Origin of the sequence: Methylobacterium sp. E-041 (assembly GCF_022829665.1) — a bacterium.
In the GTDB taxonomy this organism is placed as follows: Bacteria; Pseudomonadota; Alphaproteobacteria; order Rhizobiales; family Beijerinckiaceae; genus Methylobacterium.
Genome location: NZ_JAKSYQ010000036.1, coordinates 37738 through 60672, shown reverse-complemented (window position 1 = coordinate 60672; position 22935 = coordinate 37738). Strand labels below are relative to the sequence as shown.

Annotated in this window: 23 protein-coding genes; 6 read left to right on the top strand and 17 right to left on the bottom strand. The window is 70.5% G+C overall.

Annotated elements, in window-relative coordinates:
- Positions 1-291: 291 nt before the first annotated feature.
- A complete protein-coding gene (locus MKK70_RS02155; RefSeq protein ID WP_243945616.1) occupies positions 292-2364 on the top strand; it encodes a M23 family metallopeptidase in 2073 nt (690 codons plus the stop codon).
- Between the two features lie 28 nt (positions 2365-2392).
- Here the strand turns inward: MKK70_RS02155 and MKK70_RS02150 are convergent, their stop codons facing one another.
- The 5 genes from MKK70_RS02150 to MKK70_RS02130 all read right to left on the bottom strand — a co-directional run bounded on the left by MKK70_RS02150 (position 2393) and on the right by MKK70_RS02130 (position 7470).
- Complete coding sequence (locus MKK70_RS02150; RefSeq protein ID WP_243945606.1) at positions 2393-3445, bottom strand: glutamate--tRNA ligase family protein; 1053 nt, start codon at positions 3443-3445, stop codon at positions 2393-2395.
- Positions 3442-3738 (bottom strand): hypothetical protein, encoded by a 297-nt coding sequence (locus MKK70_RS02145; protein ID WP_243945604.1) that lies wholly within the window; start codon positions 3736-3738, stop codon positions 3442-3444. The genes MKK70_RS02150 and MKK70_RS02145 overlap by 4 nt, the downstream gene beginning before the upstream one ends.
- A 32-nt stretch (positions 3739-3770) precedes the next feature.
- Entirely contained in the window at positions 3771-5795 is a 2025-nt protein-coding gene (locus tag MKK70_RS02140) for an ATP-binding protein (protein WP_243945602.1), read from the bottom strand.
- Positions 5796-5909: 114 nt separating this feature from the next.
- The gene (locus MKK70_RS02135) at positions 5910-6758 is read right to left on the bottom strand and encodes an oxidoreductase (protein ID WP_243945600.1); all 849 of its coding nucleotides are present in this window, start codon (positions 6756-6758) and stop codon (positions 5910-5912) included.
- 166 nt (positions 6759-6924) lie between these two features.
- Positions 6925-7470 carry a hypothetical protein gene (locus MKK70_RS02130; protein WP_243945598.1) on the bottom strand — a complete coding sequence of 182 codons (546 nt, stop codon included), beginning with the start codon at positions 7468-7470 and terminating at the stop codon, positions 6925-6927.
- A 330-nt stretch (positions 7471-7800) separates the two neighbouring features.
- Between MKK70_RS02130 and trpA the strand changes: the two genes are divergently transcribed.
- The 4 genes from trpA to MKK70_RS02110 all read left to right on the top strand — a co-directional run bounded on the left by trpA (position 7801) and on the right by MKK70_RS02110 (position 12014).
- A complete protein-coding gene (gene trpA / locus MKK70_RS02125; RefSeq protein WP_243945596.1) occupies positions 7801-8637 on the top strand; it encodes a tryptophan synthase subunit alpha in 837 nt (278 codons plus the stop codon).
- Positions 8638-8743: 106 nt separating this feature from the next.
- Entirely contained in the window at positions 8744-9655 is a 912-nt protein-coding gene (gene accD, locus MKK70_RS02120; protein ID WP_147728406.1) for an acetyl-CoA carboxylase, carboxyltransferase subunit beta, read from the top strand.
- A gap of 14 nt (positions 9656-9669) precedes the next feature.
- Entirely contained in the window at positions 9670-10995 is a 1326-nt protein-coding gene (locus MKK70_RS02115; RefSeq protein WP_147841993.1) for a bifunctional folylpolyglutamate synthase/dihydrofolate synthase, read from the top strand.
- A gap of 167 nt (positions 10996-11162) precedes the next feature.
- Positions 11163-12014, top strand: coding sequence for an outer membrane protein (locus tag MKK70_RS02110; RefSeq protein WP_147728404.1), 852 nt, complete (start codon positions 11163-11165; stop codon positions 12012-12014).
- Between the two features lie 199 nt (positions 12015-12213).
- Here the strand turns inward: MKK70_RS02110 and trxA are convergent, their stop codons facing one another.
- Positions 12214-12543 carry a thioredoxin gene (gene trxA / locus MKK70_RS02105; protein ID WP_147751865.1) on the bottom strand — a complete coding sequence of 110 codons (330 nt, stop codon included), beginning with the start codon at positions 12541-12543 and terminating at the stop codon, positions 12214-12216.
- Between the two features lie 297 nt (positions 12544-12840).
- On the opposite strand from trxA, the gene MKK70_RS02100 reads away from it, so the two are divergent.
- Positions 12841-14130: a PQQ-dependent sugar dehydrogenase gene (locus tag MKK70_RS02100; RefSeq protein WP_243945595.1), complete on the top strand. Its 1290-nt coding sequence runs from the start codon at positions 12841-12843 to the stop codon at positions 14128-14130.
- 226 nt (positions 14131-14356) lie between these two features.
- On the opposite strand, the gene MKK70_RS02095 is transcribed toward MKK70_RS02100, so the two are convergent.
- From MKK70_RS02095 to crcB, 11 genes are all read right to left on the bottom strand, one after another.
- Positions 14357-15058, bottom strand: a complete 702-nt coding sequence (locus tag MKK70_RS02095) for an SURF1 family protein (RefSeq protein ID WP_409568235.1) — start codon at positions 15056-15058, stop codon at positions 14357-14359.
- The gene (gene cyoD, locus MKK70_RS02090; protein ID WP_147841995.1) at positions 15055-15465 is read right to left on the bottom strand and encodes a cytochrome o ubiquinol oxidase subunit IV; all 411 of its coding nucleotides are present in this window, start codon (positions 15463-15465) and stop codon (positions 15055-15057) included. The genes MKK70_RS02095 and cyoD overlap by 4 nt, the downstream gene beginning before the upstream one ends.
- On the bottom strand, positions 15462-16088 hold the full coding sequence (cyoC, locus tag MKK70_RS02085; protein WP_147728169.1) for a cytochrome o ubiquinol oxidase subunit III: 627 nt from the start codon (positions 16086-16088) through the stop codon (positions 15462-15464). The genes cyoD and cyoC overlap by 4 nt, the downstream gene beginning before the upstream one ends.
- 4 nt (positions 16089-16092) lie before the next feature.
- Positions 16093-18096, bottom strand: coding sequence for a cytochrome o ubiquinol oxidase subunit I (gene cyoB, locus MKK70_RS02080; RefSeq protein WP_147728168.1), 2004 nt, complete (start codon positions 18094-18096; stop codon positions 16093-16095).
- A 43-nt stretch (positions 18097-18139) separates the two neighbouring features.
- Positions 18140-19336: a ubiquinol oxidase subunit II gene (cyoA, locus tag MKK70_RS02075; protein WP_147841996.1), complete on the bottom strand. Its 1197-nt coding sequence runs from the start codon at positions 19334-19336 to the stop codon at positions 18140-18142.
- A 94-nt stretch (positions 19337-19430) separates the two neighbouring features.
- Positions 19431-20768: an MFS transporter gene (locus tag MKK70_RS02070; protein ID WP_147728166.1), complete on the bottom strand. Its 1338-nt coding sequence runs from the start codon at positions 20766-20768 to the stop codon at positions 19431-19433.
- A gap of 268 nt (positions 20769-21036) precedes the next feature.
- Positions 21037-21192 (bottom strand): hypothetical protein, encoded by a 156-nt coding sequence (locus MKK70_RS02065; RefSeq protein WP_187274828.1) that lies wholly within the window; start codon positions 21190-21192, stop codon positions 21037-21039.
- 129 nt (positions 21193-21321) lie between these two features.
- Positions 21322-21642 carry a hypothetical protein gene (locus tag MKK70_RS02060; RefSeq protein WP_147841997.1) on the bottom strand — a complete coding sequence of 107 codons (321 nt, stop codon included), beginning with the start codon at positions 21640-21642 and terminating at the stop codon, positions 21322-21324.
- Positions 21639-21785, bottom strand: a complete 147-nt coding sequence (locus tag MKK70_RS02055) for a hypothetical protein (RefSeq protein ID WP_243945593.1) — start codon at positions 21783-21785, stop codon at positions 21639-21641. Before MKK70_RS02055 ends, MKK70_RS02060 begins: the two co-directional genes overlap by 4 nt.
- 203 nt (positions 21786-21988) lie before the next feature.
- The gene (locus MKK70_RS02050; protein WP_147841998.1) at positions 21989-22426 is read right to left on the bottom strand and encodes an EamA family transporter; all 438 of its coding nucleotides are present in this window, start codon (positions 22424-22426) and stop codon (positions 21989-21991) included.
- A gap of 13 nt (positions 22427-22439) precedes the next feature.
- On the bottom strand, positions 22440-22808 hold the full coding sequence (gene crcB / locus MKK70_RS02045; RefSeq protein WP_147841999.1) for a fluoride efflux transporter CrcB: 369 nt from the start codon (positions 22806-22808) through the stop codon (positions 22440-22442).
- Positions 22809-22935: the final 127 nt, after the last annotated feature.

Below are 22935 nucleotides of genomic sequence, written 5' to 3'. Positions count from 1 at the left end.
CCGCCGCCCCGTCTCGATGAACAGGGGTATACGGACCACCCAGCAGCCCGTCAACAGCCAAAACGGAACTTTCTTCGATTTCGACGACAGAACCACGACAGGCCGCCCGGACGGCCCTCCAGCGATCCTGAGACGGGTGCGTTCGGCGTTTCGGGGGTGAAGGGGATCCGCTCGACCGGAGGGAGGGGAAACGCGCTCGCGCGCGAGGCGCCTCAATCTCGACATGCTGCCCTTCGACATGCTGATGTCCTGGCGGCTGCGATGCCGCCCTCCTCCGACAAGGCGCTCTTGGTGAACCGCGACCGTCTCAAGATCGGCGAGGCCAGCGGCCCGCGGACCCTGCCGGGCTACGCCCACGGGATCCAGCCCGCCCTCGACCTGCTCGGATCGGATGCGACGCGCATCGATCGGCGCGAGGTGAACCTGCGCTGGCTCTGCGCCTCCGCCCTCACCGGCCTGACCGGGGCCGCGCTGATCGGCGCGGCGCTCCACGTCTCGCTGCAGGGCGAGGCCTCCTTCGCCGCCATCCCCGAGCGGGTGAGCATCCCCGCCCGGCCGCAGCCGAGCGAGGGCGGCGCCAATCTCGCGCGCAAGGGCGACCGGCTCGTGCGCAACCTCATGATCGCCTCGGCCAAGCAGAGCTTCCGCTCCCCGGTGACGGTGCGGCTCGGCGATCGCGAGATCATCAAGGTCCGGCCCTTCGTCCGGATCACCACGGCGCTCTCGATGTCGACCGGGGTGTTCGCCGGCGACATCCCGAAATTCGATCCGATGAAGTTCGTGTCCGACGAGCCGCTCGAGCGCGCCGCCGATGCCGGCTCCGCCGACGCGCCGAGCGCCGAGGTCAGCGTGGTCAAGCGCGACCTCGTCGACGCGGCGGTCGAGGCCGGGGCGGCCGCGCTGTCGGACGACGACGTGACGGCGCAGGTCGAGGAGGAGCGCCGCAGCACCGCGGAGGCCGGCCGGCGCACCGCGATCCCGATCGCGCCGCAGATCCTCCTGTCGCGCACGCTCCAGGGCGCGACGGCACCCGACTTCGACGGCGGGGCCAAGGACGGCGGCCCCAAGGCCGGCAATGCCGCCGACGGCAACCCGTTCAAGTCGATCGAGGTGCTGGTCGTCCCCGAGAACGTGACCAAGCTCGCCAAGGTCGAGCTGCGCCCCAACGAGACGCCGATCGTCGAGGAGCGCGACCTCGCCCTGAAGCGCGGCGACACGCTGGAGGCGGTGGTGCGCGCCACCGGCTTCGCCTCCGAGGACCAGATCCGCGGCATCGTCACGGCGCTCGGCGGCAAGGCCAAGACCGGCGCGCTGGCCGAGGGCCAGCAGTTCCGGCTCCAGATCGCGCCGGGCGCGAAGCCCGGCGATCCGCGGCAGGTGACCCGCGTGGTGCTCTACGGCGAGGGCGGGATCGAGGGGATCGCCGCGATCAACGACCGCGGGGCCTTCGTCTCGGTGGCCCCGCCGCCCGAGGACACGCCCTCGCAGAAGCCCGCCGCGAGCGCCGAGAATTCGGAGGACGAGGACGAGGACGGCGGCTCGGGCCCGCGCCTCTACCAGAGCCTCTACGAGACCGCGGCCCGGCACGACCTGCCGCGGGCGACCGTCGAGGACATCGTGCGGGTGTTCAGCTACGATCTCGACTTCCAGCGGCGGATCTCGGCCGGCGACGGCCTCGACGTGTTCTACACCTACGACGAGGATGCCGGCGCCAGCGCCGACCGGCCGGACCTGCTCTACGCCTCGCTCAACCTCGGCGGCGAGAGCCGCAAGGTCTACCGCTTCCAGTCGCCCGACGACGGCTCGATCGACTACCTCGACGACCAGGGCCGCTCGCTCAAGAAGTTCCTGATCCGCAAGCCGATCGCCGACGGGATCATGCGCTCGGGCTTCGGCTACCGCCGCCACCCGGTGCTCGGCTATGCCAAGCTCCACACCGGCGTCGACTGGTCGAACCCGATCGGCACGCCGATCGTGGCGGCCGGCAACGGCACCGTGATCCGGGCCGAGATGACCTCGGGCTACGGACGCCGGGTCGAGATCCAGCACATCAACGGCTACGTCACCACCTACAACCACATGTCGCGGTTCGGGCGTGGCGTCACCGAAGGCGCGCGGGTGCGGCAGGGCCAGGTGATCGGCTATGTCGGCTCCACCGGGCTCTCCACCGGCGCGCACCTGCACTACGAGGTGATCATCAACGGCCACTTCGTCGACCCGATGAAGATCCGCGTGCCGCGCGGGCGCGAGCTCGACGGGCGGATGCTCGCCGAGTTCAAGCGCCAGCGCGAGCAGATCGACGCGGTGATGCAGAAGTCGAAGAGCGCCACCGCGATGGCGCAGCGCGACGCGGCGGTGCGCTGAGGCGGCCTTCCCGCAGCGAGCCGGCGCTTCAGGCGAAGCCGAGCGCCGCGCGGATCGTCTCCGGTGTTTCGCCCCGCGCGCGACGGTCGGCGAGGCTTTCCGAGCCCTTCGACTTCGCGAGCTTGCCCCCGTCCGGGCCGAGGACCAGGGCGTGATGGTGGTAGCGCGGGGTCGGAAGGCCGAGCAGCCCCTGGAGCAGGACGTGCAGGTCTGTCGCCGCCTCGAGGTCGCGGCCGCGGACCACGTGGGTGACGCCCTGATGCGCGTCGTCGACCACGACGGCGAGGTGGTAGCTCGTCGGCACGTCGCGGCGGGCGATCACGGCATCGCCCCAGCGGGCGGGATCAACGACCCGGACCATCTCGTGAAACGCGCCCTCCCCTCCCCCCTGAAGCGGGTCGGGAGAGGGAAGCGACGATGCCTGAAAGGGCGCTCCCCTCTCCCGACCCTCGCCGACGCGAGGCCCACCCTCCCCCGCACCCAAGTCGGTCCTGCCCGACTTGGGCACGCAAGGTGCGGATCCCGGGCAAGCCTGAGATCCGTCGGGGGGAGGGAGAAGCGCCAGGTTCGTATAAACATGGGGGCCCGGCGCCTGCCCGATCGCCCGGGCCATGTCGAGCCGCCAGGCGTGCGGCTCACCGGCGGCGCGGCGGGCGGCGGCGGTCTCAGGATCGAGCGCCCGGCAGGTGCCGGGATAGAGCGGCGCGCCGTCCGGGTCGCGCGCGGCATTGCCGCCGGCGGCGGCACGGATGTCGCCGCGGGTGCAGAAGCAGGGATAGGCCAGGCCCCGCGCGATCAGCCCGTCGCGGGCGGCGCGATAGTCCGGCATGTGCTGCGACTGGCGGCGGACGGGTGGGTCGAAGACGAGCCCGAGCCAGGCGAGGTCGGCGCCGATCGCGTCGATCAGCTCGGGTCGCGAGCGGGTCGGGTCGATGTCCTCGATCCGCAGCAGCAGGCGCCCGCCGGTGCGGGACGCGAGCGCGGCGTTGAGCAGCGCGGAATAGGCGTGGCCGAGATGCAGCCGGCCGTTCGGGCTCGGGGCGAAGCGGAAGACGGGCCGCGACTCGGCGTCCGGCCTCAACCGCCGACGCGATGCAGGCACTGCAGCGGGCCGGGCGTGCAGGCGATGCCCGGCAGCGAGCAGGCCGGCCCGTCGGCGAGCCGCCGGCAGACGCGGCAGCCGTCGCCCCATTCGGCGCAGGTCGCGTCGTCGGCCGGCGAGGCCGGGCCGTGGGGGGCGCGGTTGGGCAGGAGCACGCCGAGCAGCACCGTCGCCGCGACGAGGGCGGCGATGCCCCAGGCGGCCAGGCCGCCGGGGTCGCGGGACGTCGGGTGCGGGTCGGCGGGCAGGTTGGCGGGCGTGTCGGAAGGCATGACGACGGTGTTCGCGCGGGGGGACGCGTCCGTCAAGCCGCCCGCGCGACGCGCCGCTCGAGCAGGCCGGGCAGGAGCTTGAGGTCGAGGGGCTTAGCCAGGAACCCGTCGAAGCCGGCCCGGCGCGCGGCCTTCTCGTCCTCGCGGCCCGCGTTGGCGGTCAGCGCGACCAGGTGGAGCCGGCCGCCCTTGCCGCGGGCTTCGGCGGCGCGGATGCGGCGGGCGGTCTCGTGGCCGTCGCAATTCGGCATGCGGATGTCGATCAGGGCGAGGTCGAACGTGCCGCCCTCCGCGAGGCGGGCCAGGGCCTCGAGCCCGTCGGCCGCGTGCACCACCTCGGCGCCGAGGCGCTCCAGGGCCTTGGTCGCCAGGAGCGCGTTGATCGGGTTGTCCTCGGCCAGCAGCACGCGCAGGCCCGTGCCCGCGCGCACGGGCGCGGCGTTGGCCGCTTCGGGCGCGGGCTCGGCCGGCGGGGTGGGCGCGAGCAGGCGGTCGAACAGCGAGCGGGCGCGCACCGGCTTGATCAGGTAGGTGTCGAACCCGGCCGCATTCGGCGCGCCGAATTCGCGCCGGTCGAACGGCGAGAGCAGGACGAGGCTGCAGCGCACGCCGCAGGCCTTGGCCTGGTCGGCGAGGCGCCGCACGGCGTCGTCGCCGAGCGCGCAGTCGGCGATCACCGCGTCGAAGCCGACGCCGGCGAGCGCATCGAGCCCGTCCTTGAGGTTCGGCATCACCACCGCGGACGCGCCGGTGCGCGCGAGGTTGCGCGCGAGGAACGGGGCCTGGAACGGCGAATCAGCGACGATCAGCACCTTGCGCGCGGCGAGCACCGGGCGCGGCACGGCGGCGGGCTGATGCTCGGCCGCCGGCAGCGGCAGCACGACGCGGAAGGTCGAGCCGCGCCCGAGCTTCGATTCCGCCTCGATCCGCCCGCCCATCCGCAGGACGAGGCGGCGGGTGATGGCGAGGCCGAGGCCGGTGCCCTCGTGGCTGCGGCTGGCGCTGCCGTCGCCCTGCTCGAACTCCTCGAACAGCGATCCGACCCGGTCGTCGGCGATGCCCGGCCCGGTATCGGCGACCGCGAGCACGATCGCGCCGTCGGCCTGCGCCACGCTGACGCCGACGCCGCCGCCCTGCGTGAACTTCACCGCGTTGCCGACGAGGTTGACCAGGATCTGCCGCACCCGGTCGCCGTCGCCGATCACCAGGCCCGGCACGCCGTCGGCGACGTCGAGGGCGATTTCGATGCCCTTGTCCTGGGCGCGCGGCGCCAGCAGCTCGACCACCGCCTCGGCGGTGGCGGAAGCGTCGAACGGCTCGGCGGCGAGGTCGATGCGGCCGGCCTCGATGCGGGAGAAGTCGAGGATGCCGTCGATCAGCGCCAGCAGCGCCTGCCCGCTGGTGCGCACCGCCTGGACGTAGGTGCGCTGCTCGCCGTCGAGGCTCGTGTCGAGGACGAGGTCGGCCATGCCGAGGATGCCGTTGAGCGGCGTGCGGAACTCGTGGCTGACGGTGGCGAGGAAGCGCGATTTGGCGACGCTCGCCGATTCGGCGCGCGACAGCGCCACGTCAAGGGCGCGGGCCGATTCGACCCGGCCGGTGACGTCGCGGCCGGCCCGCAGCCACTGGATCGGCTCGGATCCGCGGGCGACGGGCACCTCGACGAAGGCGAACCAGCGCGGCACGCCGTCGGCCGGCATCACCCGCGCCTCGCTCCGGCGCACGCCGTCCGGGCCGGTCTCGGCGCCGGCGGTCTCGAGCACCTGGAGATCGAGGGTCGCGCCGATCATCGCGAGCGGCGTCCGGTCGAACAGCGCGGCGTAGCCTTCGTTGGCGAAGGTGATGCGGCCGGCCGCGTCGCGCTGGACGATCACGTCGGTCGTGGCCTCGACCAGGGCGCGGTAGCGGTCCTCGCTCTCGGAGACCTGCCAGATCCGGTCGTGGAGGTCTTCGGCGTCGTCCAGGGCGCCCGCCCGCCCGCGCCGCGCCCAGGCGAAGGCGAGGCTGGCGATGGCGACGAGGAGCGCGAGCGCGACGACGAGGTCCCTGGGGTCCATGCGGATCTCCCCCGGCGTGACGCGTCCGGGCGGAGCGACCATCGCAGCAGAGGCTGAACGATGGGTTTGCAAGGGCGCTTAACCGGAGGTTGCGCCAATGGACGCGAGACCGCGTCAGCCCTCCGGGAAATCCGCCCCGAGGCTGGTCTCGCGCCAGGCCTCGATCTCGGCGAGCCGCGCCTTCAGCTTCGCGGTCACCGCATCGTAGCCCCAGGCGCCGAGGACGAGGTGGCGCGGCGGATCTTCGATCTCGGCGACATGGATCATCGCCTCCGCGGCGCGGGCCGGATCGCCGGCCTGGGTGCCGCTCTTCTCGGACGTAGCCGTGAGGCGGGCGCCGGCGGTCTCGGCGTAATCGGCGATCGCGCTCGGCGTCTGCTTCAGCGAGCGCCCGGCCCAGTCGGTGCGGAACGGGCCCGGCTCGATGCAGGTCACCTTGATGCCGAGCGGCGCGGTCTCGGCGGCGAGCGCGTCCGACCAGCCCTCGACCGCGTGCTTGCTCGCCGAATAGTAGCCGGACGCGGGAAACCCGATGAAGCCGGCCACCGAGGTGATGTTGAGGATGCGGCCGCTGCGCCGCGCCCGCATCCCGGGCAGCACCGCGCGGGTCAGCGCGAACAGGCCGAACACGTTGGCGTCGAACTGCGCGCGGATCTCGGCCTCGACCCCCTCCTCCACCGAGGCCTGGTAGCCGTAGCCGGCATTGTTCACGAGCACGTCGACCTGGCCGAACGCCGCGTGGGCGGCTGCGACCGCGGCGTCGACCTGGCCCTGGTCGGTGACGTCGAGGGCGAGCGCGTGGGCGCGGTCGCCGGACGATTCGGCGAGGTCGGCGACGCGGCCGAGGTCGCGGGCCGTCACCACCGCGCGCCAGCCGCGGGCGAGCACGGCGCGGGCGAGGTCCCGGCCGAAGCCGGTGGAGCAGCCGGTGATGAACCAGACGGGGGTGATCATGGAAGCCATGCGGAGCGTCCCGTGCGCCCTGAGAACCGGGGCGATGCGTGAGGGAGTCGCGGGTCCGGCAGGGGCCGGGACACGCTGCGTCGTCACGCAGATAGGACGCGCCGACGCTCCGGCGACGGGGGAACCGTCGCCGGAGCGGAGGTCGGGCGGGCCTTGCGGCGCGGGATCACTGCACGGCGTAGCGGGCGTGGCCCTCGATGGCGCCGGCATGGTGCTGCACCGGCACCTGGGCCTGGCCGACGAAGTAGGCCTCGACCATCTCGCGCACCACCTCGGCGAGGTCCTCGGCGCGGGCGACGTCGAGCTGCAGGTCGCTGCCGACCGAGCGGCCGAGGCTCGCGGCGCAATGGGTCTTGGCGACGAGCTTCTCGGCGTAGGCCTGGCCGATGCCGGAGACCGAGATCAGGTTGCGGCCGCCGAGCTCGGGGCCGTACTTGATCACGATCCGCTGCTCGGGCTGCGAGGTGCCGCTGAGGACCGCGCGCAGGGTGACGAAGTCTTCCCTGTCGATCGCGCAATCCAGGCCGGTGATGCTGCCGTGCACGTTGTCGCGCTCGTCGAGCACCTCGGACATCAGGGTCAGGACGCCGAGCACCGGCTGGAGCGCGCGCGCGCCCTCGGCGAGCAGACGGCTGCGGAAGCCGTTCTCGCGGGCCTCGGAGGCCTCGAGGCTGGCGTGGAAGCGGTTCTTGATCTCGGAAGGATTGGTCATGGCGTGTCCTCGGATTCGATTGTCGATCTTTGGCGACCGTGATTCGAGACCTAGGGTTTTTCTTGATCTGCCACAATAGTGTGCAAAGTATTCCCGCCTGCCTGCACAATAGGCGGCTGGCGCGCGAACGTCCATGCCCGCTTTCGAGGCATGCGCACCCGGCCGCCTCGCGCACGCGAGGACGGGCCGCCAAACCGCCTCCGCTTCACGGGCCGCCGCCGATGGTGTAGGCGCGGCACCAATCCCTCGGGCGATCCCGTCCGCCAACCCTTGATCGCTCCTCGATCCCTTCGCGATCTCCTTCTTCGACACCAGGAACGGACAGGCACCATGGCCGCCCGCATCGACGCCACCTTCGCCCGCTGCCGCGCGGAAGGCCGCGCCGCCCTCGTGACCTACGTGATGGCGGGCGATCCCGATCCCGAGACCTCGCTGAAGGTGCTGGAGGCGCTGCCGGCGTCGGGCGCCGACATCGTCGAGTTCGGCCTTCCCTTCACCGACCCGATGGCCGACGGCCCGGCGATCCAGGCCGCGGGCCTGCGGGCGCTCAAGGCCGGCCAGGGCGTGGCGAAGACGCTCGACCTCGTGCGCCAGTTCCGCGCCGGCAACGCCGAGACGCCGGTGATCCTGATGGGATACTTCAACCCGATCCACACCTACGGCGTCGCGCGCTTCCTCGACGACGCGTCGGCGGCCGGCATCGACGGGCTGATCGTGGTCGACCTGCCGCCGGAGGAGGACGACGAGCTCTGCCTGCCGGCTTTGGCCAAGGGCCTCGCCTTCATCCGGCTGGCGACGCCGACCACCGACGAGCGCCGCCTGCCGGCCGTGCTCGCGAACACCGCGGGCTTCGTCTACTACGTGTCGATCAACGGCATCACCGGGACGGCGACGCCGGATTTCGCCGCGGTCGGCACCGCGGTCGGGCGCATCCGCCGCCACACGGCCTTGCCGGTGGTGGTCGGCTTCGGCGTGAGGACCGGGGCGCATGCCGCGGCCATCGCCAAGGGCGCCGACGGCGTCGTCGTCGGCTCGGCGCTCGTCGACGCGCTGCATCGGACGCTCGACGGCGCGGGCCAGGCCACCGGCGGCAGCGTCGAGGCGGTCTCGACGCTGGTGCGCGAGCTCGCCGCCGGGGTGCGCTCGGCCTCGGCCCGCGCGGCCTGACGCCGACGGCACTGGCCGACCGGGGCACCGGCCCCGATATGCAAGCCTGAGCTACGCGGGGCCGATCGACGATGTCGGCCCGATCGAACCGGACGGGCGCTTCATGATGGTCGAACCGATGAACTGGATCTCGGAGGTCGTGCGCCCCAAGATCAAGACCCTGTTCAAGCGCGAGACGCCCGAGAACCTCTGGGTGAAATGCCCGGATACCGGGCAGATGGTGTTCCACAAGGAAGTCGAGGGGAACCACTGGGTCATCCCCGGCTCCGAGCACCATCTCAAGATGAGCGCGAGCGCGCGGCTCAAGATGATGTTCGACGAGGGCACCTGGATCGACGTGCCGCTGCCGGAGGTCGCCGTCGACCCGCTCAAGTTCCGCGACGAGAAGCGCTACGCCGACCGCCTCAAGGAGGCGCGCACCAAGACCGGGATGCAGGATGCGTTCAAGGTCGGGTTCGGCCGGGTCGGAGGCCAGCCGATGACGCTGGCGGTCCAGGACTTCGCGTTCATGGGCGGCTCGCTCGGGATGGCGGCGGGCGAGGCCTTCATCCGCGGCGCGGAGACGGCGCTGGAAAAGCGCACGCCCTACGTGATGTTCGCGGCCTCGGGCGGCGCGCGGATGCAGGAGGGCATCCTCTCGCTGATGCAGATGCCGCGGACCACCGTGGCGATCCGGCGCCTGCGCGCGGCAAGGCTTCCCTACGTCGTCGTGCTGACCAACCCGACGACCGGCGGCGTCACCGCCTCCTACGCGATGCTCGGCGACGTGCACCTGGCCGAGCCCGGCGCCCTGATCTGCTTCGCCGGCCCGCGCGTCATCGAGCAGACCATCCGGGAGAAGCTTCCCGACGGCTTCCAGCGCGCCGAGTACCTGCTCGAGCATGGCATGCTCGATCAGGTCGTCCACCGCCACGCGCTGAAGGACACCATCGTGCGGATCTGCGGCCTGCTGATGAACGTAAGCCCGCCCGCCGCGCCGGCGCCGGCCGCATCCGCACCGATCCTCGAACCCGCCTGACGCGCCGCACGCCCATGGATTCCTCCGATGCGCTGATGGCGCGATTCCTGGCCCTGCACCCGCGCACGATCGACCTGTCGCTCGGCCGGATCCAGAGCCTGCTCGCGCGCCTGAACCACCCCGAGCGCCGGCTGCCGCCGGTGATCCACGTCGGCGGCACCAACGGCAAGGGCTCGACCATCGCGTTCATGCGGGCGATCCTGGAGGCCGGGGGCCTGGCCGCGCACGTCTACACCTCGCCCCACCTCGTGCGCTTCCACGAGCGCATCCGGCTCGGCGGCATCGGCGGCGGCCACTACGTCCCGGAGGACCGGCTCGCCGAGGCCTTCGCGCGCTGCGAGGCCGCCAACGCGGGCGACCCGATCACGGTGTTCGAGATCACCACTGCGGCGGCGCTGCTGCTGTTCTCCGAGGCGCCGGCCGACGTCTTGCTGCTCGAGGTGGGCTTGGGCGGCCGCGTGGACGCGACCAACGTGATCGACACGGTCGCGGCGGCGGTCGTCACGCCGATCGGGCGCGACCATGCCGAGTATCTCGGCGACACCGTCGAGCTGGTGGCGATCGAGAAGGCCGGCATCTTCAAGCGCGGCTGCCCGGCGGTGATCGCGGCCCAGGACTACGCCGAGGCGGACGCGGTGCTGTGCCGCCGCGCCGCGGCGGTCGGCGCCACGCCGGTCTGGGTCGGCAACCAGGATTTCTCGGTCCATGAGGACAGCGGCCGCCTCGTCTACCAGGACGAGACGGACCTGTTCGATCTGCCGCGCCCCAAGCTCGTCGGCCGCCACCAGTTCACCAATGCCGGCACCGCCATCGCGGCTTTGCGGGCGGCGGGCTTCGGCGACATCGGCGTCGGCGCGGTGGAAGCCGGCCTGCGCAACGTCGACTGGCCGGGCCGGATGCAGCGCCTCGCCCGCGGACGGCTGGCGGCCCTGGTGCCGCCCGGCTCCGAGCTCTGGCTCGACGGCGGCCACAACATCGACGGCGGACGCATCCTCGCGACGGCGCTGGCCGACCTCGGCGAGCGCAGCGACGTGCCGCTGGTCCTGATCGTCGGCCTGCTCGGCACCAAGGACGCGGAGGGCTTCCTGCGCCACTTCGTCGGGCTGGCGCGCGCGCTGATCGCGGTGCCGATCGCCGGATCGATGGCGGCGCGGCCCGCCGAGGAGGTCGAGGAGATCGCGACCCAGGTCGGCCTCAGCGCGCGCATCGCGCCAAGCATCGAGGCGGCGCTGACCATGGTCGCCGACATCGCCTTCGAGCGGCCGCCGCGGATCCTGATCTGCGGCTCGCTCTACCTCGTCGGCGCCGTCCTGACCGCCAACGGCACGCCGCCGACCTGACCTTGCGTTGATCTGCGGTAAACCTCAGACTTATTTTGCTGCACAGCACACGCGATCGGCGCAACAATGCAGACACCAGGCAGCTGTGGCCCGGATGTTACATCTTGGCCGTGGGAAATCACTTATCCTCAGCATCGATCGGGCAACACGCTGGGGATCAAAAAAACATGAAAACGCTTCTGACGTCATTGGCCGCCTTCACGGCGCTCACCGCCGCCGCTTCGGCCGCCGACCTGCCGCGCCGCGCGCCTCCGCCGGTGTTCACGCCGGTGCCGGTCTTCACCTGGACCGGTTTCTACTTCGGTATCAACGCCGGCTACGGCTTCGACGCGAACGACCGCTCCGGCGCGACCGTCGTGAACGTGGCTCCGGGCACCGCCGTCGCGGCCGCCGTCCCGACCCAGATCGCCTTCGGCGGCTCGAACTCCACCGACGGGTTCACCGGCGGTGGCCAGGTCGGCTACAACTACCAGTTCACCCCGGGCTCCGGCGTCGTGATCGGTATCGAGGCGGACGCCCAGTACGTCGACTTCGGTCGCAACCGGAACCGCTACGTCGTCACCCCCGGGTTCGCCCTCGCGCCCGGCGTCCAGGCGTTCAGCCCGAACGGCATCTCCAGCCTCGACTTCTTCGGCACCGTGCGCGGCCGCATCGGTTACGCGGTCGACAAGGCCCTGTTCTACGGCACCGGCGGCTTCGCCTACGGCGCCGGCGGTGGCCGCGAGTTCGGCCTGCCGAACAGCAGCCGTGACGATTTCCGGACCGGCTGGACCGCCGGCGGCGGCGTCGAGTACGCCCTCCCGACCGACTCGTTCCTGAACTTCTTCCGCTCGTCGGCCGTGACGGTGAAGGTCGAAGCCCTCTACGTGAACCTCGATCAGAACAACCGTCTGAACGGCGCTTACGCCACCAACGCCGCCGGCGCCGTGTTCTTCGCTCCGGGCTACGTCGCCCGCCGCAACGACACCGAGTTCGCCGTCGTCCGCGCCGGCCTGAACTACAAGTTCGGCTCCTACTAGGATCCGACCTCCGACCCACGGGCCGCTCAGAGCCCGGGGTCGGCTCCGATCATTCGAATTGGGTTTCGAAACGCGAGAAAGCCCGGCCCGACGGCCGGGCTTTCTTTTTGCGCGCACCGTCCGACGCGCCGAAGAAACCGACGCGCACGAAAAAGCCCGCCTCCGTGAGGAGGCGGGCTCGTCCTGATCGGTCGCCGCGTCAGGCGCTGGCGGTCTGCGCGCTGATCCAGCGGGACAGGTCGCCCTTCGGCGCCGCGCCGACCTTCTGGTCGACCCGCTCGCCGTTCTTGAACAGCAGCAGCGTCGGGATCGAGCGGATGCCGTACTGCGAGGCGATGCCGGGATTCTCGTCCACGTTCACCTTCGCGATCTTCACGCGGCCCTGCATGTCGGACGCGATCTCCTCGAGCGCCGGACCGATCTGCCGGCAGGGACCGCACCACTCCGCCCAGAAATCCACGACCACGGGCTCGACGGACTTGAGGACGTCCTGCTCGAAGCTCGCGTCGGTCACTTTCACCGTCGCCATCGGAAAATACCCTTCTCAAGGACCGCGCGAGCGCCTGCAGCAGGCCGCCCGCCGATCGGTGAAGGAAGAATTGGCGACCCGCCGTGCTGCGGTCAAGGCGGTCGACCGGACCGCATGCCGGCTGCCCACCCGGTTCATGGCGATTCGGTCCGCAGCGCAGCGGACGCGGCGGCTCCGGGCGTCCCGCGCTCGCCTTGGCGGCGCCCCCGCCCCATGTGACCGAGCACGCCAGACCGATGCCGCGCGTGCGGCCGACCCTATCCAGGAGGATTCTTGACGGTGACAGGATTTTTGCAGGTGCCGCGCTTCCGATCCCTCGCGCTCGCCACCGTGGCGGCGGTCGCGCTGGCACCGGGTGCCTTCGCCGAGGACAGCGCCGCCCAGCGGCCGTCCCGTATCGAGGGCGACGCCTTCAGCGCGCCCGCGGCGAAGAGCGCCGGCGACACCCCCGCCGAGACCGCCCCGCCGAACACCGGCTACAAGCCGCTCCTGCCGAACCAGACCCGCGCCCCGAAGCCGGCGGACGCCACGAAGGTCGAGGTCGCGACGGTCGCGAAGGGGCTCGCGAGCCCGTGGGCAATGGAGTTCCTGCCGGACGGCCGGATGATCGTCACCGAGAAGGCCGGAAAAATCCGGATCGTGTCCAAGGACGGCACCGTCGGCCCGGCGATCGCCGGCGTGCCGAAGGTCGACGCGCGCGGCCAGGGCGGCCTGCTCGACATCGCCCTGAGCCCCGGCTTCGCCACCGACGGGCTGGTGTTCTTCAGCTACAGCGAGCCGCGCGACAAGGGCAACGGCACCACCGTGGCGAAGGCCAAGCTCGTCCAGGACGGCAAGGGCGGGGCGAAGCTCGACGACGTGAAGGTCGTCTTCCGGCAGATGCCGACTTACGACGGCGACAAGCATTTCGGCTCGCGCCTGGTCTTCGCCGCCGACGGCAAGCTGTTCGTCACCGTGGGCGAGCGCTCCGACAAGGCGACGCGCGTCCAGGCCCAGGACCTCGCCAGCGGCCTCGGCAAGGTGTTCCGCATCGACGCCGACGGCCAAGCCCCCAAGGACAACCCGTTCTACGGCAGCGACAAGGCCAAGCCCGAGATCTGGTCCTACGGCCACCGCAACGTCCAGGCGGCGGCGCTCGACGGCCAGGGCCGGCTCTGGACCGTGGAGCACGGGCCCCGCGGCGGCGACGAGCTCAACCGTCCGCGGCCCGGCCTCAACTACGGCTGGCCGGTCGCGACCTACGGCATCGAGTATTCCGGCGAGCCCCTCGGCGAGGGCGTGACCCAGGCCGCCGGCACGGTGCAGCCGGTCTATTACTGGGATCCGGTGATCGGGCCGTCGGGCATGGCGCTCTACACCGGCACGCTGTTTCCCGCCTGGACGGACGACTTCCTCGTCGGCGGCCTCGTCAGCGAGGGGATTGTGGTGCTGAAGCGCGACGGCGACAAGGTCGTCACCGAGGAGCGCGTTCCCCTCGACGCCCGCATCCGCGACGTGCGCGTCGGCCCCGACGGCGCGGTCTACGCCGTCACCGACGGCCCGGACGGACGGATCCTGAAGCTGACGCCGCAGGCCAACGCGGGCTGAGCGGCCGAGCGCCGGCCGGACGCACGCATCCGGTTCATCCGCCCGCGGGTCTTCCCTCCCCCCTTAAGCGGGGGAGGGTGGGCCTCGCGTCAGCGAGGGTTGGGAGAGGGGAGCGCCCTTTCAGGCACCGTCGCTCCCCTCTCCCGACCCGCTTCGCGGGCCACCCTCCCCCGCAGAGGGGGGAGGGAGAATGCGGCAGCCCACCCGAACCCGACGAGCAGGCCCCTTACCTCCGCCGCTCCACGTTCACGTAGATCGCGGCCCCCAGCGTCATCGCAGCGAGGGTGAACCAGGTCAGCGCGTAGACGAGGTGGTTGTTGTGGAAGGCGACCACCGTCAGCCCGCCGACGGGCAAGCGATCATCCGCCGACGCATCCGCATCGATGAAGTAGGGCGCGACGCCGGAGTGCCCCCGGGCCGAAGCGATCGCGGCGACATCGCGGGAATACCAACGATCCTCGGCGGTCGCGTTGCTGCGCAGGAACGCGCCGCCGGGTTCGGTGAGACGCAACAGGCCGGTGACGTCGACCTCGCCCTCGGGCCGGCGCCAGCCGGCAGGATCGCGGCGATCGGAGGGAACGAAGCCGCGGTTCACCAGCACCGTGAAGCCGTCGGCGACCAGCGGCGTCAGCACCCAGAACCCGCCGCCGAGCACCGTCACCGCCTGGACCAGCGTGGTGGACTCGTGGCGGAAGCGGCCCGCCACCCGGACGTGGCGGTAGGCGTCGGCGGCCTCGGTCACGCTCGGCCACGCCGCCGGCCCGGGCGCCGGGACCGGGGCCGCGCCGATTCGGGCCTCGACCCGCGCGATCAGGTCGAGCTTCCATGCCCGGCGCTCGACCTGCCAGATCCCGAGGGCGACGAGCCCCGCGACCGCCAGCGCGCTCGCGAGGTTGAAGGCCGTCAGGCCGAGGCGGGACGTCCTCAGGGCTTGTGGTGCATCAGGTCGTGCGGCGACGTCGGCATCATGTTGGTGTTCAGGTGATACATCACCCAGATCGAGCCGGTCAGCGTGATCACGACGAGGGTCAGCGTGAAGATCAGGGCCAGGATCGTCCATCCGCCCTCGGACTTCGTGTTCATGTGCAGGAAGTAAATCATGTGGACCACGATTTGCACCACCGCGAAGGCCATGATGATCAGGCTGGTGTGCACGGCGTTGCCGAGCACGTCGCTCATCACCAGCCAGAACGGGATCGCGGTGAGGATCACCGAGAGCACGAAGCCGGTCATGTAGCTCTTGAACGAGCCGTGCGCCCCGGCCGGGTGGCCGTGCGCGTCGTGGCCGTGACCGTGCGGTTCGGCGTGGTGCCCCGCCCCCGTCGCCGAGCTCATTGCAGCACTCCCATCAGGTACACGAAGGTGAAGACGCCGATCCAGACGACGTCGAGGAAGTGCCAGAACATCGACAGGCACATCAGCCGGCGCTTGTTCTCGACGATCAGCCCCTTCTGGGCGGTCTGCACCATCAGCACGATCAGCCAGACGATGCCGAGCGAGACGTGCAAGCCGTGGGTGCCGACCAGGGCGAAGAACGAGGACAGGAAGGCCGAGCGCTGCGGCGTCGCGCCCTCGTGGATCAGGTGGGCGAACTCGTAGAGCTCGATGCCGATGAAGCACGCGCCGAACAGGCCGGTGATCGCGAGCCAGACCTGCATCGTCCGGACGTTGTCCTTCTCCATCTCCAGCATGGCGAAGCCGTAGGTGATGGAGGACAGGAGCAGCATCGAGGTGTTGAGCGCCACCAGCGGCAGCTCGAACAGGTCGCGTGGCGAGGGCCCGGCCGCGTAGTTGCGGCCGAGAACCCCGTAGGTGGCGAACAGCACCGCGAAGATGAGGCAATCGCTCATCAGGTACATCCAGAAGCCGAGCATGGTGCTCGACTCGTGGGCGTGGTCCTCGTCGAGGTAGAAGGCCGGAGCCTCGGTGCCCGGCGGAGCCGTGTCGGTGTGCATCATCGGCTCAGGCCCGTCCCGCCATCACGCTCGTCCGCTGCCCCTCGGCCCGCACCACGTCGGCGGCGGGGATGTAGAACTCGCGGTTGTAGTTGAAGGTGTGGATCACGGTGACGAGGAACATCGTCGCGAAGGTCGCGGCCGCGAGCCACCAGATGTACCAGATCATCGCGAACGAGAAGCCGATCGAGACCACGCCGAGGATCACGCCGGTGGCGGTGTTCTTCGGCATGTGGATCGGCTTGTAGCCCTTGAGCGGGCGCTCGTAGCCGCGCTTCTTCATGTCGGACCACGCGTCGAGATCGTGGATGACCGGGGTGAAGGCGAAGTTGTAGTCCGGCGGCGGCGAGGCGGTCGACCACTCGAGGGTGCGGCCGTTCCAGGGATCGCCCGTGAGGTCGCGCAGCGCCTCGCGGTTGCGGATCGAGACCACGAACTGGACGATCATCGACAGGATGCCGAGCAGGATCAGCACCGCGCCGAAGGCGGCGATCACGAACCAGATCTGCAGCGACGGATCGTCGAAGTGGTTGGCGCGGCGCGTCACGCCCATCAGGCCGAGGACGTAGAGCGGCATGAAGGCGAAGTAGAACCCCACCGTCCAGAACCAGAACGACATCTTCCCCCAGAACGGGTCCAGCTTGAACCCGAAGGCCTTCGGGAACCAGTAGGTCACGCCGGCGAAGCTCCCGAACAGCACGCCGCCGATGATGACGTTGTGGAAGTGCGCGATCAGGAACAGCGAGTTGTGCAGCACGAAGTCGGCCGGGGGCACGGCGAGCAGCACGCCGGTCATGCCGCCGATGGTGAAAGTGACCATGAAGCTCACGGTCCACATCATCGGCAGCTCGAACCGGATCCGGCCGCGATACATCGTAAACAGCCAGTTGAAGATCTTCGCGCCCGTCGGGATCGAGATGATCATCGTCGTGATGCCGAAGAACGAGTTCACGTCGGCGCCGGAGCCCATCGTGAAAAAGTGGTGCAGCCAGACGAGGTACGAGAGGATCGTGATGACCACGGTCGCGTAGACCATCGAGGCGTAGCCGAACAGGCGCTTGCCGGAGAAGGTCGAGGTCACCTCCGAGAAGATGCCGAACGCCGGCAGGATGAGGATGTAGACCTCCGGGTGGCCCCAGATCCAGATGAGGTTGAAGTACATCATCGGGTTGCCGCCGAGGTCGTTCGTGAAGAAGTGCGTGCCGACGTAGCGGTCCATCGACAGCAGGGCGAGGACGGCGGTGAGGATCGGGAAGGCCGCCGTGATCAGCACGTTGGTGCAGAGCGAGGTCCAGACGAAGATCGGCAGCTTCATCATGGTCATGCCCGGCGCGCGCATCTTCACGATGGTCGCGATCAGGTTGATGCCCGAGAGCAGCGTGCCGATGCCGGCGATCTGCAGCGCCCAGATGTAGTAGTCGACGCCGACGCCCGGGCTCATGTCCGCGCCTGAGAGCGGCGGATAGGCGAGCCAGCCGGTGCGGGCGAACTCGCCGACGAACAGCGAGGCCATGATCGTCATGGCGCCCGAGACCGTCATCCAGAAGCTGAAGTTGTTGAGGAATGGGAAGGCCACGTCGCGGGCGCCGATCTGCAGCGGCACGACGTAGTTCATCAGGCCGGTGACGAACGGCATCGCCACGAAGAAGATCATGATCACGCCGTGCGCCGTGAAGATCTGGTCGTAGTGGTGCGGCGGCAGGTAGCCCTCGTTGGCGCCGAACGCGACCGCCTGCTGCGCGCGCATCATCAGCGCGTCGGCGAAGCCGCGCAGCAGCATGACGAAGGCCAGCACGATGTACATCACGCCGATCTTCTTGTGGTCGACCGAGGTCAGCCAGTCCCGCCAGAGCGGGCCCCAGAAGCGGTAGTAGGTGATCGCGCCGAGCACGACGAGGCCACCCAGCGCCACCATGGCGAAGGTCACCTGAAGGATCGGCTCGTGGTAGGGGATGTCTTCCAGCGAGAGCCGTCCGAAGACGAGCTTCTGGAGATCCGGATTGGAGAACATGGGTTCGATCCGTTGAGGGTGGTTCGGCGGCGGGGCGCCGGTCCTACTTGTTGTTGAGCTGCGACGGGGCGACCGAGTCCCGCTCCGGCGCCGGCATCTGGTTCTCGGGTTTCGTTCCGTTTTCGTGGACGTGCGGGTTGTTGCCGTCGGGCTTCATGCCCTGCGGCTGCTCCTGGCCGTGCGGGGTGCGGCCGGACGCGGGTGCTGTGGCGCCCGGCGCCTCGTCGCCCTGCTCGATGTGGCGGTTGTCGTAGCGGAGGCGCTCGCGGTTCTCGGTGGAGTCCTTGCCGGCGCCGCCCTTGGCGTCGATGGTCATCATCTCGCTCATGCACATCTTGCCCGGCACGGCGCACATGTTGACGATGGTGTCGAACAGCCCGTCGGCGACGGACTTGTAGTACTTCACCGGCTCGGCCTCGCTCGGCTTCTCGAGCTTGAGATAGTCCTCGCGGGTGAGGTCGGAGCCCTGCGCCTTCGCCTTGGCGACCCAGGCGTCGAACCCGGCATCGTCGAGGCCGTGGAACTTGAACGTCATCCGCGAGAAGCCGGTGCCGCTGTAGTGCGAGGACAGGCCGGCATACTCGCCCGGCTTGTTGATCACCGCGTGGAGCTGCGTCTGCATGCCGGGCATCGCGTAGATCATCCCGGCCAGCGCGGGGACGTAGAAGGCGTTCATCACCGAGGAGGCGGTGATCTTGAAGTCGATCGGCCGGTCGACGGGGGCGGCGAGCTCGTTGACGGTGGCGATCCCGTATTCCGGGTAGAAGAACAGCCACTTCCAATCGAGGGCGACGACCTCGACGGCGAGCGGCTTCACGCCGGCCGCCACGGGGCGGGCGGAGTCGATCCGCCGGAGCGCCCGGAACGGGTCGAGGGTGTGGGTGCTGATCCAGGTGAGCGCGCCGAGCGCGATGATGATCAGCAGCGGCGCCGTCCAGATCACCACCTCGAGCTGGGTCGAGTGGTGCCAGTCCGGATCGTAGGGGGCCGACTCGTTGGTCGCCCGGTAGCGCCAGGCGAAGATCAGCGTCAGCGCGATCACCGGGAGCACGATCAGCAGCATCAGCCCGACCGAGGCAAGGACGAGGTTCCGCTGCTGCAGGGCGACGTCGCCCGAGGGCTGCATCACCACGAGGTTGCAGCCGGCGAGCAGCCCGGAGAGCGACACGGCGCAGAGGCCGCGCAGGAGCCGGGCGGCCGTGCGGGCCGGGGGACGGGAAGGTGAGGCGGAGCGTGCCACGGCGATCAACTCGGTTTGCCTGGCCGGCGGGCCCTGGGGCCGTTCGGCGCGAACATGTATCGGAACGGGGTGAGGGACGACGCGGGCCTCCCGACTACATCTGACGCATCTCGGAACGGTCGAGGGTGAGGGCAAGGAGCGATGCCGCCGCACCCGAGAGCAGGTAGAGGCCGACCATCCACAGCCCGTAGCGGGACGAGAGCCAGAGGACGACCAGCGGGGCGAAGCCTGCGCCGAACAGCCACGCCAGATCCGAGGTCAGCGCCGCGCCGGTGTAGCGGTAGCGTGCGCCGAGCCGCGCCGTCACCGCGCCGGCGGTCTGGCCGTAGGCGAGGCCCATCAGCATGAAGCCGATGGTGACGTACATGGTCTGGCCGATCGCGCTGTCGCCGAACACCAGGGGCGCGATGATGCTGCCGAGGGCGAAGACGGCGATCAGGCCGGAGCTGAGCAGCAGCGCGTTGCGGCGGCCGATCTGGTCGGCGATCAGCCCGGAGGCCGCGACCGCGCCGGCGCAGACGATGGCGCCCGAGCACTGCACGATCAGGAACTCGCCGGGCGAGCGATCGGTGAACAGGGTCAGCCAGCTGATCGGGAAGATCGTCACGAGGTGGAACAGCGCGAAGGCGGCCAGCGGCACGAAGGCACCGATCCACACGTCCACCGCATGGTGGCGCACCACCTCGATCACCGGCACCGGCTCGAGCCGGCCCTTCTCCATCAGGCGGACGAACTCGTCGGTCGCCACCAGCCGCAGGCGGGCGAACAGCGCCACGACGTTGATGGTGAAGGCGCAGTAGAACGGGAAGCGCCAGCCCCAATCGAGGAAGTCGGCCGAATCGAGGTTGACGAGGAAGAACGAGAACAGGGCGCTGGCGACGATGAAGCCGAGGGGCGCGCCGAGCTGGGGGATCATCGCGAACCAGCCGCGGCGCTCGCGCGGGGCGTTCAGCGCCAGGAGCGAGGCGAGCCCGTCCCAGGCGCCGCCGAGCGCGAGGCCCTGGAGGATGCGCAGGCCGGCCAGCAGCCAGATCGAGGCGTGGCCGATGCTGGCGTAGCTCGGCAGGAAGCTCACCGCCGCGGTGGCGCCGCCGAGCATGAACAGCGCGATCGTCAGCTTGACGCCGCGGCCGTGCCGCCGGTCGACGGCCATGAAGATCACCGACCCGATCGGCCGGGCGATGAAGGCGAGGGAGAACACCGCGAAGGAGTACAGCGTGGCCGTGAGCGCATCCGGCTCGAACGAGAAGAACACCTTCGGGAACACCAGCACCGAGGCGATGCCGTAGACGAAGAAGTCGAAATATTCCGAGGCCCGGCCGATCACCACGCCGGCCGCGATCTCTCCCGGCGCGACCTTGTGGTCGGTCGAGACGAGGTGCGCGTCGCGCTCGAGGGGCGAGGAGTTTGCCAGGGCGGGCTCAGGGATCATGTCGGACAGCCGGCTTGCTCGATGACGACGGTGACGCGGTGCGGCGATCGACGCGAGGCGTGCGCCGGGACCGCGACCGGAAGGTATCCGCTCAGGGCCGTCGGTGACACCGCCGCGTAGTCGCAGGCCGATCAGGGCTGTCCCGGCTGATAGCGCAAGGCTGCGCGATGGTCTCCCTTGAATCCGGCATGTCCATGCCGTCCCGGACGCATGACCACGTCTGTCCCACGTCTTCGTCGTGTCACGCAGGAGCCGCGACGCAGCCGCGTCAGCGGGCGTTCTGCGGCACGTCGACGGTCAGCATCGGCAGCGTGATCGTGCCGGCGGGCGCGGGCGGGCTCGCGAGCAGCGCGAAGGCGGCGACGCTCAGGGCGAAGCCGAAGGCCAGCAGCGACGTTTCGAGGCCGTGGTAGAATGCATCCATCGCCCGAGCTCCGACCTCGCGTCAGGGGGCGATGATCGCGCGGGTGGGTTAAGCGAACCGTAACGTCCGCCCGCCCGGCTTCCCCGGGGGAAGGCCAGCGGGCGCCGTGCGCCGGGGCGGGTCGGGCCGTCAGGCGCTGCCGGCGGCCTCCATCCGGGCGAGGTCCGGCGCACGCGGCTGAAGCAGGGCGGCGGCGAGATGCGCTTCCAGCACGATCAGGTCGGTGTCCGGGTCGGGCACCCAGCCGCAGGTGCAGGTCGTGCCGGCGCCGTGCGCCGCGGCGATCTGGCCGTAGAGCACGCCGATGGTGCGCGACGCGGCTTCGAGGGCGGCCATCACCGACAGGCCCTGACCATCGAGGGCGTGCCAGAACGCCCGCGTCAGCGCCTGCTCGACCGCCGCCTGCCCGCGGGTCTCGTCGCAGCGGCACCGATTCGATTCGGCGATCATCGGCGGCCTCCGAGGCGGCGCGCCCGCTTCGGATGCGGGCCCGCCGCGACGTGGTCGATCAGGTCCGGCAGGCGGTGCAGGCGCAGGCCGAGGCACGAGCCGTCCCACCACGCCACCGTCACGCAGGCATCGATCAGCTCCATCACCCGTCCCATTCCGGCCTCCAGCGCTCGGCGAGCACGCCACCTTGAGAGCAAGGCGGAAGTACATCGCCGAAAAGTGGTCTAGCAGGGATGGAAATCGACAATCAAGCGACGTCGACAATATTGGAAACGTTGTAATTTCAATCTTCGTCGTGCGATATCGAAGTTTATAGTTGAAACGATTCCATGGTACGCCGCGGCCGTCATGCACCGATCGCGACCAGCACGGCGCCGGCGGCAATCAGCGCCACGCCGAGCCAGTTGGTCGGGCTCAGCGTCTCGCCGAGCAGGACCACGCCGAAGATCGCCACCAGCACGACGCTGAGCTTGTCGATCGGCGCGACGCGGGCGGCATCGCCCAGGAACAGGGCGCGGAAGTAGCAGAGCCACGAGGCGCCGGTGGCGAGCCCCGACAGGACGAGGAAGACCGCGCTCCGCCCCGGGATCCGCGCGAGGTCGGCCGCCTGGCCGGTGACGGCCACGATCGCCGCCGTGAGGCCGAGGATCACCACCGTGCGGACGAGGGTGGCGACGTCCGACGGCACGCCGGCGACGCCGACCTTGGCCAGGATCGCGGTGAGCGCGGCGAAGGCCGCCGAGAGCAGCGCCCAGAAGCGCCAGGACTGCATCAAGGCCATCATCCCGCCGGGCCCGTCACAGGATCGCGCGCATCAGCAGCAGCCCGGCGAACAGGCCGGCGAGGCCGAGCACGACCGAGCCGACGATGTAGATCGCCGCCGCGCCGGCCTGGCCGCGCTCCAGCAGCATCACGGCCTCCAGCGAGTAGGACGAGAAGGTGGTGAAGCCGCCGAGCACGCCGGTGGCGATGAACAGCCGTAGCGGCTGCCCGCCGCCCCGCAGGGCGAACCAGCCGGTGAACAGGCCCATCAGCACCGAGCCGACGATGTTGATCGCCATGGTGCCGTAGGGAAAGCCCGACCCGAGCCGCAGGGACGCGGTGCTGACGCCGTAGCGCGCCACGCCGCCGATCCCGGCACCGACGAAGACGAGGAGGAGGTTCATGACGACCGCACGGCCCGAGGATTCGGAGCGGGCGCCGTAGCACATTCGGGACCGCGGCGACGGCCCGCATCTGGGCCGCCGGCTTCGGACGGGCGCCCGGGGCCCGTCGCGATCTCCTCGCAGGCGA